Raw genomic sequence first — 12,936 nt, forward strand, 5'->3', positions numbered from 1 at the left:
CTCTTAACCTCAACCAAGGGAGATTGTCATGAGCTCACCAACGCAACTACCCGCGTGGCAAGCATTGGCACAACATCAGCAAGAGATGGCTGACGTACACATGTCAGAGCTGTTTGCCGACGATGCACAGCGTGCAGAATCTTTCCAAGCCAGTGCGGCTGGATGGTCATTGGATTACTCGAAAAACCGTGCCTCCAAACACACCCTGTCACTACTGCAACAACTGACTGAGCAAGCCGGCATGTCAGCGGCGATTGACGGTATGTTTAGCGGCGAACACATCAACAACACCGAAGATCGTTCGGTATTGCATGTGGCGCTGCGCGCCAGCAAAGCTCAACAGACACTAATGGTTGACGGCGTTAATGTACTAGACGAAGTCCGCGCTACCTTGGCACAGATGGAAAAGTTTGTGGCCGAACTACATGACGGCACTTGGCGTGGCTACTCTGATAAAGCCATCACAGACGTCGTCTCGATCGGTATCGGTGGCTCTTACCTTGGTCCTAAGGTCGTCACAGAAGCGCTGACACCTTACCAAAAAGACACGATCAAGGTGCATTTTGTTGCCAATATTGATGGCTCAGATATTACCGGCAAATTGAAGCAACTAAATCCTGAAACAACCGTCTTTATCGTCTCGTCCAAATCGTTTGGCACCCTTGAAACCCTATACAATGCCAACGCGGCACGTGCTTGGTTTATCGACAATGGTGGCCCAGAGCAAGATGTGCATAAACACTTTGCGGCTGTGAGCTCTAATGTTGATAAAGCGGTGAACTTTGGCATCGCCGAAGAAAACATCTTCCCTATGTGGGATTGGGTCGGTGGTCGCTACTCACTGTGGTCAGCGATTGGCTTACCGATTGCGGTTGCCGTCGGCATGGATAACTTCTACGAGCTACTAGATGGCGCACGCGCCATGGACGAGCACTTTAAGAGCGCTCCTTATGAGCAAAACTTGCCAGTGATCATGGGCGCCCTAGGAGTGTGGTACAGCAACTTCCATAATGCGCAAACCCATGCACTGATCCCTTACGATCACTACCTACGTGCTATGCCTGCTCATATTCAGCAGCTAGACATGGAAAGTAACGGTAAGAGCAACTTGGTCGATGGCTCAGGCGTAGCAACCGACACAGGCCCAGTCATCTGGGGCGGCGCTGGCACCAATGGTCAACACGCTTATCACCAATTGCTACACCAAGGCACACGCCTGATCCCGGTGGACTTTATTGCACCGCTGAAAAGCCACAATCCGGTCGCTGATCATCACGCGCAGCTGTTTGCCAATTGCCTAAGCCAGTCACAAGCACTGATGGTCGGTAAATCCTTGGCTCAAGCAGAGCAAGAGCTGCGTGACGCTGGCGCGAGCGAAGCACAAGTTGCAGACATCGCTCCGCATAAAGTCATCCCAGGCAACCGCCCGAGCAACACGCTATTGACCGAACAACTAACGCCTTTCACCACTGGCTCTTTGATTGCTTTGTACGAACACCGTACCTTTGTTCAAGGCACTATTTGGGGCATCAACTCCTTCGATCAGTGGGGCGTTGAGCTAGGCAAAGTCTTGGGAACAGATATCTATAATCGCTTAGTCACTGACAGTGACAACAGCCAATTAGATGCTTCAACCCAGGCATTGATTGCGGCGTTTAAACAAGCGCACGGTTAATACCAAAGACACAAAAAAGGCCTTCAGATGAAGGCCTTTTTTATGCTGCTCAATTTTTTTGCTTACAACTCTTGAATATCGCCTGGGTCAACATAGCCCTGCAAACGGTCCGTTTCTTCGTTATTAAAGAACTTATCCATTTGCTCTAGCAAATATTTACGCGTATCAGGCTGCATCAAATTCAAGTGCTTTTCGTTGATGATCATGGTCTGCAGTGCTTGCCATTCTAGCCATGCTTGCTTAGAAACGTTTTCAAGCACTTCTTGGCCCTTTGCACCCGGCAAAGGCGCGCGCTCCAAGCCTTCCATTTCTTTCTGGTATTTTTTACAGAATACGGTATTTGCCATGCTGGCCTCTCAATTGTTCATTTGCTAACTATATAGGCGCTCACGTTACAGGTTTCAAGCGCTTAGAACAACGCTATTGCAACACCACCTAGTACAAACACTCCCACCAATTGCCATATGGGCGGTCTTTTTAGACGCAACCAAACAAATGCCAGCAATACCACCAACGCTTGCCAGACGTTATGAATCGCACTAGGAATAATCGGATCGAGCAAAGTGGCCAGCAGCAAGCCCACAACTGCGGCATTGATCGCCGTAACCGCACCTTGTACACGCGGCATATGCGCGACACTTTGCCAATACCTTTGCCCTACTAACATCAATAACAAACCTGGCAAAAAAATCGCCAAGGTCGCAATCAACGCCCAGACAATCAGCCCCTTCTCTGGCGCAAGCACGGCACCAAGATAGGTCGCTAAGGTAAACATCGGCCCTGGAACAGCCTGCGCCGCTGCGTAGCCGGTCAACAAGTGATCAGTCGAAATCATGTGCGCCAGCTGCTCAGACATCAGTGGTAGCACCACATGACCACCACCAAACACTAAACTGCCCGCTTGATAAAGCTCGCTAAACAGAGCCAACCAACCGCTACCATGAATCAAGCTGGTCAAGACAAACAGCGTTATAAAAATCACCAACGCCCCATAAGCCACTGGCTTAGAAATTTGGCTAGTCAGCGCCATCGGTTTACTGTCTTTAAAGTAATAAGCCCCGGCCAGACCAGCCAACACCACTAACAGCAAGCTACTAAAGCCCCATGGCCAAAGCAGCACAAACAGCGCACCGGCCAAGGCCACCATACGAGTTGCCAAGCTCTGACAAAAGCTTCCCGCCATAGCGTAAATCGCATCCAGCACCACGACGATCGCCATCAGCTTCAGCGCGGCAACCACGCCTAAGAACACCTCATGATTGGCGAACTGCATGCCAAGCATGACAAACGCGCACATCAACACCACAGAAGGCAAAGTAAAGCCGACAAAGGCGGCCAACGCCCCAGCTAACCCCGCGCGATGATAGCCGATGGCAAACCCTACTTGGCTTGAGCCTGGCCCCGGCATAATCTGACTTAATGCTATCCACTGAGCGTAATCTGCTTCGCTTGCCCAGCCTAGGCGTTCGACAAACTCTCGGCGAAAATACCCTAAGTGCGCTGCTGGGCCACCAAAGCTAGTGCACCCAAGCAACAAGAACTTGCAAAAAATACTCCATACCATGATGTCCAGTGGCCTCTTGTAGTAATCAGCGGCTAGATAAGTTGACGCATGTGCGGGTGAGTTTCGAGTAAGGTCCGTACTGGTGCCGGCAAACCAAGCGTCAGCGCCGTTGCCAAACTAAACCATTGATATTTACCTGACTCTTGCACCTCGACGGTCGGCGTCACCGTTAATTCAGCCGGAACAATGTCTAAATGGTAATGGCTAAAGGTATGACGAAAAGGTGACAAACTTGTGACAGCGGCAACACTGACCGCTAAGCGCTGCTCTGCCATTTGCACTGCATCTTCTGACACATCCACCTCAGGCAAACTCCATAAGCCCCCCCAAATACCTGTGGCGGGACGTTTCTCAAGCAGCACTTGATCATCGTGACGCAGCACCAGCATCTGCGTAGTACGCACTGGCTTAGCGGGCTTTTTCGGTTTGGACTTAGGAAAATTCGTCGGCGTACCTGTGGCATACGCTTCGCAATCTGACTGCAGCGGACATTCATCACAACGTGGCTTAGAGCGAGTACACAAAGTCGCCCCTAGATCCATCATCGCTTGCGTGTAATCACCGCAACGCTCCTTGGGACCATAGGCTTCGGCAAGCTCCCACATCGCCGCTTCGGTTTTGCGCTCCCCAGGCCATACAGGGATCGCGTGAAAACGCGCCAGTACGCGTTTTACATTGCCATCCAAGATAGCCAGCGGTTCATTGCGGGAAATCGACAGAATGGCCGCGGCGGTGGAGCGCCCGATACCAGGCAACTCACACACGCCCTCTTGTGTCGCAGGGAATTCGCCATCCCAATCGTCGACCAGCTTTTGCGCGGCTTTATGCATGTTACGGGCACGCGCGTAATAACCTAAGCCACTCCAGTGTGCTAACACATCGTCTTGTGGCGCACTGGCTAAGGCGTAGACATCCGGAAACGAGCTCATAAAACGCTCGTAATACGGGATCACTGTGGTCACTTGCGTTTGCTGCAACATGATCTCAGAAATCCAGACTCGGTAAGGGGTTTTGTTTTGTTGCCAAGGAAGGTGCTTGCGCCCGTGCTGGTCAAACCAATCCAGCACGCGGGGCGCAAAGTTGTTTTTTGGGATCATTAATTCTGCTAACTGCTTTAAAACAGACCGTTAAGTTTACTTTTAAGCTTGTCTTCAAGCTCTTGTTTCGCCTCTTCCTTTTTCTCATCCAAACGGGCTTTTTCTTCTGCTAATTTCTCTTGCGCGCGCGCTTTTTCAGCGTCCAGCTTTTCTTTAGCGCGGGCTTTTTCAGCGTCTAGTTTTGCTTGGGCCGCTGCTTTTGCCTTAGACAGTTTCTGGTCGGCGAAGGCCGATACAAAACCTTTAAAGTCTGGGCGACATAGGCTTGCTGCATCATCGGTGAAATTCCCTTCACACATAATCGGGAACTCAATGTTGGCAACGTCCTCATCAACAATACAGCTCTGATCAAGACCACTACCCACTAGGGATACGCGGGTTTCATAATCAAGATGGTTATTTGGCAGTGAGATTTTACCATCACCGGTCACACCAAGCGTTAGTGAAGTTAACGTCAGACCTGGCGTGGAGATTTCACCATTGACGATTTTCGCTGGGATACGCATGATTTCAAAAGGTGTATTAGGCTCAAAGGCACTTTCGTTCAGGTCTTCTGAGCGTACAAAAGCGATCCCTTTACAAACCATTTTGGTGTAGTTAGTACCAATTAAAGCGCCATCATTGATGTTGACCAACAAGTCACCGTTTAGGTTTCTCATCAGCGCATCCACTTGATTACCACGAGTGGTAATCTCACCAGTCAAGTTGGTCGCACCTTGGACTTTCTCAAGATCCATAAAGTCTTTAAGGAATGGCAAGATTTGTACACTGTCGATACTTGGCATCACATTTAGCTCAGGCGTATTACCTGTGACATCAAGCTGTGCTTGCACTTCAGCGGTGCCATCGTACAACACGACCTGCGCTGGCGCGATCATCACTTTGCCATTGGTCTGAGTCGAATCCAGCTCCAGTTTATCAAGCTGTAGATTTTTCACTTTGACGTTTTCAAACACTATGCCCACGTGGCCGTTGAGCGTACGAATCAACTCTACTGGGAACAACTCTTCGCTGGCAGCGCTTGCTGAATCCGAGGCAACGCCAGTATTGCTAGCGTTTTCGCTGGCAGCAGGCTCGGCGTCGCTTTCAGGTGGCAGGTATCGGTCCAGATCTAGATTAGCGCCAGCAATACTGATATCCCAGTTTAATGGCGATAAGTGCACAAGCGCATTGGCTTCAAGGGTGGTATCGTCCAAGGTCATTGAGATTGGCTGAGCCTTGATGGTTTCAGCGGAACCCTCTGCTGCCAGACTTAAGGTCGCAGATTCCAACACACTGTCATCGGCCATTTCTGGTAGTTCAATGTTTAATTGGTTGAGCACTTCTTTAGGTGAAAATTCTGCGATGTCCATCACGGTAGTGAATTCAGGTGAACTCATCACTTGATACGCTTGCAGCTGACCACTGATATTCATGCCCAGCGTCTCGATCACCAACCCTTCCAGCGTGGCATTCTCTTGTGGCATATCAAAATCCAGCTGAGCAATGCTGACATTGGCATCCAGTGGTGAAGTCGGCAATGCATTTCCTGTTAGTGAAGTATTCAGCGCTACATCTTCTAGGGAGAAGCTTTGGCGCTCAGCAAACAGGGTGAAATTGGCATCAAAGTCGATCTCGGCGGTCAGTGGGTTCTCACCCTGCATATTGGATTGCACAATGGTCGCATCCATTTGCATCGGCCATGCTTGGTCAAGACGGACATCGGTAAACGTAATGTCCGAGTTAACGCTGGCACGCATATCTGCCGTCGCGTCTTCATAGTTAATCTGAGCGTTCACAATCGCCAGTTCATCTAAAGCAATATCCGGCATGGTAAATGGCGCATCTGCTGTATCGCTTGAACTATTGTCGTCCGTAGGTTCTGGCGTGTTTTCATTCTCTGAAGTCGAGGCTGTTTGTAGTTGCCAATTCGGCTGCCCGTTTTCATCCACCTTAAGATCCGCCACCAAATCTTCTAAACGCACGGTCGTCACTTCGATGCGACGCTCAAATAGCGGCATGAGAGCAACACCAAACTCGGCTTTGGAGAAGCTTAAGATTTCTGGATCATCGGCCAACGCCACACCAATATCTTCCAGGCTTAAACCGATACGCGGGAAGAATGACCAGCTAATGTCACCATCCAAACGCAAATTAACATTGGCTTTATCTTTGGCGACTTGCTGCAACTCTCCCTTGAACTGATTAGGATCGACAAACACCACAACATATATGATCGCCGCTACCAAAAGCGCGAATACAGCAGCAACAAGAATTCCTAAACGCTTTACCCAAACCATCTTCATCCACCTCTGGCCATACGAGTATTTGATCAATTCTAAGATCATAGCATCTTAATTGTTTTTTTCGATCACGCTAATAGGCGTGAAAAGAATAGATGCGAAGCATGCATCGTTTTATAATAGTACTCAAAACTCATTTACTGAGTAGAAAACTGATCAAAAAAAGCGGAGAGCCCCTTACATGTCCAACCGGATTGCAACCGTCGAACGTAATACGCTCGAGACGCAAATTAAAGTCACTGTGAACCTTGATGGCACAGGTAAATTTAACTGCGAAACAGGCGTTCCTTTCCTTGATCATATGCTTGATCAAGTTGCTCGCCATGGCCTTATAGACCTTGATATTCATGCGGTTGGCGACCTTCACATCGACGCGCACCACACGGTAGAAGACTTGGGGATTACTCTGGGTCAAGCGTTCGATCAAGCGGTTGGTGATAAGAAAGGCATCCGCCGTTACGGGCACGCTTATGTACCACTTGATGAAGCTCTATCACGTGTTGTGATCGACTTCTCTGGTCGCCCTGGTCTAGAGATGCACGTACCCTTCACACGCGGCTCTGTAGGCGGTTTTGATGTGGATTTATTTTCAGAGTTTTTCCACGGTTTCATCAACCATGCAAAAGTAACGCTACACCTAGATAACCTACGTGGCAAAAACACGCACCACCAAGCCGAAACTATCTTTAAAGCGTTTGGCCGTGCGCTACGTATGGCACTAGAAGTAGACGAGCGTATGGCAGGTCAAATGCCATCGACTAAAGGTTGCTTGTAATAGGACACCCCTACACATGAGTACAGAGAACAAATCGATCGTTGCAGTGATCGACTATGGCATGGGTAATCTACACTCGGTTGCCAAATCCCTTGAGCACGTGGCCGACGCTAACACTGAGATTGTGGTCACCAGCGATCCAAAGGTGATCGATGCCGCAGATCGAGTGCTTTTACCTGGCGTTGGCGCAATCCGTGATTGCATCGGGGAAATGCGCAAGCAAGGCCTAATCCCGACGATTCAAAAAGCCATGGCTGAGAAGCCTTTTTTGGCCATTTGTGTCGGCATTCAATCCTTGATGGCACACAGTGAAGAAAACGGCGGTGTTGACTGCTTGAACCACTTCCAAGGCAACGCCTACTATTTTGGTAATGACCACCGCGATGTAGACGGTACGCAGCTTAAAGTGCCACACATGGGCTGGAACCAAGTTAAGCACACCATGGATCACCCGCTTTGGCAGGGGATCGAGGATGGCGCGCGTTTTTATTTCGTCCACAGTTTCTACATCTTGGCTGAAAACCAAAGCGAAGTAGCTGGCACCTGCAACTATGGCCATGACTTCTGTGTGGCGCTGGCACGCGATAACGTGTTTGCCGTGCAATTCCACCCAGAAAAGAGCCATAAAGACGGTTTGCAACTGTACAAAAACTTCATCCATTGGGATGGCAAGCCTTAGTCCACTAGATAGGAAATAACAATGGGATTAGCTAAACGTATTATTCCGTGCCTAGACGTGGACAATGGCCGCGTTGTTAAGGGTGTTCAATTCGTCGACATTCGTGATGCCGGTGACCCAGTAGAAGTCGCTAAACGCTACAACGAGCAAGGTGCTGACGAGATTACCTTCTTGGACATCACGGCAAGCTCTGACGACCGTGAGACTACAGTGCACATGGTCGAAGCCATTGCCGCTGAAGTGTTCATCCCGCTTACCGTAGGCGGCGGCATTCGTACTTGCGAAGACATTCGTCGCATGTTGAACGCAGGCGCAGACAAAGTCAGCATCAACACCGCTGCGATCTTCAATCCTGAATTTGTGCGCGAAGCCGCAGAACGCTTCGGCTCACAATGTATCGTAGTTGCCATCGACGCTAAAAAAGTGAGCGCTGAAGGCGAACCAGACAAGTGGGAAATCTTCACTCACGGTGGTCGTAAGCCAACGGGCATCGATGCGGTAGAATGGTCGAAGAAAATGGTTGAACTGGGCGCGGGTGAAATCCTACTGACAAGTATGGACCGTGACGGCACTAAAAATGGCTTCGATCTTGGCGTCACACGCGCCATCAGTGAAGCTGTGCATGTGCCTGTGATCGCTTCAGGTGGTGTGGGTAATCTACAGCACTTGGTAGATGGCGTAATAGAAGGCAAAGCGGACGCAGTCTTGGCTGCTAGCATCTTCCACTTCGCGGAATACTCAATCCAAGAAGCGAAAGAAACTATGCAGGCTGCTGGCATCGAAATGCGCCTATAAGCGATAGAGCTTTTCTGTTTGCATAAAAAATGGCCGCATCATGCGGCCATTTTTTTATTGTGTTTGTAGCAGCGTTTTCAGCGCCTCGGCAATCTCTTCTGAAGACGAGTCATGGTACAGGTACTGCTCGATCTCGTTATCTTTGCCAATCACGTAAAGACGTGCACTGTGGCTCACAGTGTAGTTTTCATCCTCTTCTGAGGCTTTATCAAGACGGTAAAAAGCGCCGTATTGACGCACAACTCGATCAATTTCAGCCTTGCTACCGGTTAAGCCGACAAAGCTTGGATCAAAGAAATTTACATACTGCTCTAGGTGCGCCAGCGTATCGCGCTCTGGATCAACGCTGACAAACAAGGTTTGCACTTGTTGACGTTCGTTTTCAGTTAACTGCTTAAGCGCCACCTTGATATTGGCCATCGTTAGTGGACACACATCTGGGCAGTGAGCGTAGCCAAAAAACAGCAATTTCACTTGGTTGTCGTAATCACTTAGAGTCACCGGACCTTGTGCACTTGATAACGTGAAATCACCGCCAATTTTACCCGATTGAGCCCCTGAATCGTTGCTTTTCTGCATAAATAGCAATGTGCCTACGACGGCCAGAATGACCACCATGGCGAGTATAAAAATAGGTTTTAGCTTCATCGGGATACCCTAAGGAATTGCGTGGTTAGAACTAAGCTTGAGCGTTTAAGGCTCATAACAGTGTGCTTAGTGTACTGAATGGAGCATAAGATAGAAAATAAGTTCCGCGGTTTTTAGCGTAAAGTACGCGTTAGCGACTGAAATTCTGTAATCTTTGCGCAACTGCCCTGAGCTTTTCTTGCCGAACTTTAGAATTGCCTTGTACAATCAAAGGATTATTTCTTTCCTGAATTAGGATGACTCTCCTTGTTGCGCAATATACATGACGCTCTGACGAAGCTCGATCAGTGCATGATTAAAAGTGGCGATCAGTCCGCCATTACCTTTCATCGTGGCGTAGAGCGGGAAGCGCTGCGCGTTTCGCGTGCCAATGGCAGAATCTCTCAAGAGCCTCACCCGAAGGCGCTTGGCTCCGCACTGACGCATCCCTCTATCACCACAGATTACTCTGAAGCACTACTAGAGTTCATTACCGGTGTACATGACTCAGTAGAAGGTGTGATCAGTGAACTCAACGACATCCATTTATACAGCAACCAAGTATTGGCGCCGATGGGCGAATGCTTGTGGCCTGGCAGTATGCCCTGCCAACTAGACAGCAATGATGAAGTACCGATTGCCTACTACGGAGAATCCAACTCCGGCAAACTAAAGCGCATTTATCGCGAAGGCTTGTCGAATCGCTATGGTCGCATCATGCAGTGTATCGCTGGCATGCATTACAACTTCTCGTTTAGCGAAGCCTTTTGGGATTACCTAGCCGAACTGCGTGGCGTTACGTTAGACAGTGCCGAGGCGCGTCAAGCGTTTAAATCAGAGCAATACTTTGCCCTGATTCGAAACTTCCGCCGTAAATCTTGGTTACTGTCGTTACTGTTTGGTGCTTCTTCAGCGATCGATATTAGCTTCTTACCCAGCAAACCAGAAAAGCTTAAAGAGCTTGGTGAGCGTACTTGGGCGGGTGACAGTGCGACATCACTGCGCATGAGTGATATTGGCTACCAAAACAAAGCCCAAGATGGGCTTAAAGTTTGTTACAACGACGTCAAAACTTACATCGATACCATCAAAGGCGCCTTGAGCACACCTTACCCTGCTTACCAAGCACTAGGTGTTAAAGTGGATGGCAACTACAAACAGCTAAGCCACAACATTTTGCAAATCGAAAACGAGTATTACAGCGATATTCGCCCTAAGCGTGTTACTGAGTCCGGCGAACACCCAAGCGCTGCACTACAAAAACGCGGCGTGGAATACATTGAAGTGCGCATCATGGATTTGGACCCAAGCTCGCCGATTGGCATGCAGCCTGAGACCTTGTACTTCCTAGATACCTTCTTAATGTGTTGTATGCTGCATGGTGATGAACAGCTAAGCGTAGAAGAATGCCAACAGCTGCGCAAAACCCAGCAAGAAATCGCCACCCACGGCCGTGACCTAGACACGCAATTTGATTTTGGCTTTGGCCCGGTCACCTTACGCGAAAAAGGCACTGATTTGCTGGCACAAATGCAGGAGATCGCGCAGTTCTTATCGAATCGCACAGATAACCCAGCTTATATCGACAGCCTAAAAGCCCAGCAAGAAAAGCTGAACAATCCAGCGAGCCTACCTGCGGCGAAGCTGATCGAGCAATGCGAGTCAGCAGGAAGCTACCAAGCCGCCATGCTTGAACAAGCGAAGCGTCAGCAAGACATGTGGCTTGGGCAAGAGTTACCGGCACCTGCTCAAGAAGCCTTTGCGCGTTGGGCGACCGAATCACTGGCGCAACAAGAAGTGATCGAAGCTAATGAAACCGTGCCGTTTGACGAGTTTTTAGCGCAGTACATGCAACCGCAATAAATCGATCTTTAAACTAAAAAGGGCTTCACAAGAAGCCCTTTTTTTATGCTATCGCCAACCTAAAGATTCACTGGAATCTCATCCGGATTATCAAGCTCAAGCCAAGCGGCTAATTGCAGGCGCAAAGCATCCACTCCATCGTTATTTAAGCCAGAAAAAGTCTGCGCCGAACCTTCTACGCCGCGCTTGGCCATTTCCTGTTTAACTTTAAGCATGGTGGACTTAGCTGGACCACGCTTTAGCTTGTCGGACTTAGTCAACAAAGCGTGGACTTTAACGCCATTGCTTGCCGCCCATTCCAGCATCATCTCATCGAACTCTTTCAACGGGTGGCGAATATCCATCACCAACACCACACCAGCCAATGAGCGACGGTTCATTAAGTAATCTTGCATGTGCGCTTGCCAGTTTTGCTTCATGGCCACAGGCACTTTAGCAAAACCGTAACCTGGCAAATCCACAAGACGACGATCTTCAATGTTTAGACCGAAACAGTTGATCAGCTGCGTGCGACCTGGCGTTTTAGACGTGCGCGCCAGCTTGCGTTGGTTTGCCAGTGTGTTCAACGCAGTTGATTTGCCGGCATTGGAACGCCCCGCGAACGCCACTTCCAAACCTTGGTCTAGAGGACATTGAGAGAGCTTTTCAGCACTTTTGATAAAGTAAGCTGATTGGAAAATAGAGTCGAATGGCGTCATAGATTGATATCAGTCAATGGGAAATTGTATCGCGTTATAGTTTTTTGCACAGTTGTATATAATGCGAGCCATCTAGCTTACTGGCTACATTTGGCTGTGCCCTCTTTTCATAGCCGTAAGCATAACAGAAAACGAACATCTTTTATGCCAGAAAAAAGAAGTTCACTATCTTCGGTCAAGCACATCAGAGGCAGCGAATGAAAAAAGTTCTTATCGGTTTGTTAGTCACAGTCGGAGCAACATCCGTTGCCTACGCTGAAGGAAACCCAGACGCAGGTAAGCCACTCACCGCAGTGTGCAGTGCTTGTCATAGCGCAGATGGCAATAGCCTTGCGCCGACCTTCCCTAAGCTTGCCGGGCAAAATGAAGCCTACCTACTTAAGCAGATGACAGAAATCAAAGCTGGGGTGCGCCCGGTGGCGCAAATGACTGGCATGCTCGACGGTCTATCTGAGCAAAACCTAGCGGACATTGCCGCTTACTTTGCCAGCCAAAACACCGCCATTGGTCAAGCTGCGCCTGAGCTTGTGGCTCAAGGTGAAGCCCTATACCGTGACGGCAATCCAGCCACGGGCGTTCCTGCCTGTACTGCGTGCCATGGCCCTGCGGGTAAAGGCCTTAACTCTGCGGCGTTTCCAAGCTTAAGCGGACAACATGCAGACTACACCGCTTCACAACTAAAAATGTTCCAGTCGGGCGAGCGCAGCAACGACACCGCCAAAATTATGCAAAACATTGCCTTTAAGATGAATGACCAAGAAATCCAAGCGGTTTCAAGCTACATCCAAGGTCTGCACTAAGCAAAAACCTCACATTCTGTGATCAAGTCCCCCTTTCTGGGGGATTTTTGGTTGTCAGAGCGATGTAAACTTGCTGGAATA

12 protein-coding genes are annotated in these 12,936 nt (G+C 49.3%); 6 read left to right on the plus strand and 6 right to left on the minus strand.

All coding sequences use genetic code 11. The features are described from left to right. Window positions 1-28: 28 nt before the first annotated feature. Window positions 29-1,675, plus strand: a complete 1,647-nt coding sequence (gene pgi / locus JQX58_RS14305; protein WP_204147535.1) for a glucose-6-phosphate isomerase — start codon at window positions 29-31, stop codon at window positions 1,673-1,675. 62 nt (window positions 1,676-1,737) lie between these two features. On the opposite strand, the gene JQX58_RS14310 is transcribed toward pgi, so the two are convergent. From JQX58_RS14310 to JQX58_RS14325, 4 genes are all read right to left on the minus strand, one after another. Beyond that, entirely contained in the window at window positions 1,738-2,022 is a 285-nt protein-coding gene (locus JQX58_RS14310) for an oxidative damage protection protein (RefSeq protein WP_204147536.1), read from the minus strand. Between the two features lie 62 nt (window positions 2,023-2,084). After that, window positions 2,085-3,239, minus strand: a complete 1,155-nt coding sequence (chrA, locus tag JQX58_RS14315; protein ID WP_204147537.1) for a chromate efflux transporter — start codon at window positions 3,237-3,239, stop codon at window positions 2,085-2,087. Window positions 3,240-3,271: 32 nt separating this feature from the next. Further along, window positions 3,272-4,336, minus strand: a complete 1,065-nt coding sequence (gene mutY, locus JQX58_RS14320) for an A/G-specific adenine glycosylase (protein ID WP_204147538.1) — start codon at window positions 4,334-4,336, stop codon at window positions 3,272-3,274. Between the two features lie 17 nt (window positions 4,337-4,353). Beyond that, window positions 4,354-6,615, minus strand: coding sequence for an AsmA family protein (locus JQX58_RS14325; RefSeq protein ID WP_204147539.1), 2,262 nt, complete (start codon window positions 6,613-6,615; stop codon window positions 4,354-4,356). 184 nt (window positions 6,616-6,799) lie between these two features. On the opposite strand from JQX58_RS14325, the gene hisB reads away from it, so the two are divergent. The 3 genes from hisB to hisF are packed head-to-tail and all read left to right on the plus strand — an operon-like array spanning window position 6,800 to window position 8,867. Next, a complete protein-coding gene (gene hisB / locus JQX58_RS14330) occupies window positions 6,800-7,393 on the plus strand; it encodes an imidazoleglycerol-phosphate dehydratase HisB (RefSeq protein ID WP_067038498.1) in 594 nt (197 codons plus the stop codon). A gap of 16 nt (window positions 7,394-7,409) precedes the next feature. Continuing rightward, entirely contained in the window at window positions 7,410-8,072 is a 663-nt protein-coding gene (gene hisH, locus JQX58_RS14335) for an imidazole glycerol phosphate synthase subunit HisH (protein WP_204147540.1), read from the plus strand. 21 nt (window positions 8,073-8,093) lie between these two features. After that, window positions 8,094-8,867 (plus strand): imidazole glycerol phosphate synthase subunit HisF, encoded by a 774-nt coding sequence (gene hisF, locus JQX58_RS14340; protein ID WP_204147541.1) that lies wholly within the window; start codon window positions 8,094-8,096, stop codon window positions 8,865-8,867. A gap of 54 nt (window positions 8,868-8,921) precedes the next feature. Here hisF and JQX58_RS14345 read toward each other — a convergent pair whose 3' ends face one another. Beyond that, window positions 8,922-9,515, minus strand: coding sequence for an SCO family protein (locus JQX58_RS14345; protein WP_239090371.1), 594 nt, complete (start codon window positions 9,513-9,515; stop codon window positions 8,922-8,924). Window positions 9,516-9,806: 291 nt separating this feature from the next. On the opposite strand from JQX58_RS14345, the gene gshA reads away from it, so the two are divergent. Beyond that, window positions 9,807-11,357, plus strand: coding sequence for a glutamate--cysteine ligase (gene gshA, locus JQX58_RS14350; protein WP_204147542.1), 1,551 nt, complete (start codon window positions 9,807-9,809; stop codon window positions 11,355-11,357). A 59-nt stretch (window positions 11,358-11,416) separates the two neighbouring features. Here gshA and yihA read toward each other — a convergent pair whose 3' ends face one another. Further along, window positions 11,417-12,055, minus strand: a complete 639-nt coding sequence (gene yihA, locus JQX58_RS14355; RefSeq protein WP_204147543.1) for a ribosome biogenesis GTP-binding protein YihA/YsxC — start codon at window positions 12,053-12,055, stop codon at window positions 11,417-11,419. Between the two features lie 197 nt (window positions 12,056-12,252). Here yihA and JQX58_RS14360 point away from each other — a divergent pair, with 197 nt between their 5' ends. After that, the gene (locus JQX58_RS14360) at window positions 12,253-12,855 is read left to right on the plus strand and encodes a c-type cytochrome (RefSeq protein ID WP_204147544.1); all 603 of its coding nucleotides are present in this window, start codon (window positions 12,253-12,255) and stop codon (window positions 12,853-12,855) included. Window positions 12,856-12,936 lie beyond the last annotated feature (81 nt).

This window comes from Marinomonas ostreistagni (assembly GCF_016888445.1).
Taxonomy (GTDB): domain Bacteria; phylum Pseudomonadota; class Gammaproteobacteria; order Pseudomonadales; family Marinomonadaceae; genus Marinomonas; species Marinomonas ostreistagni.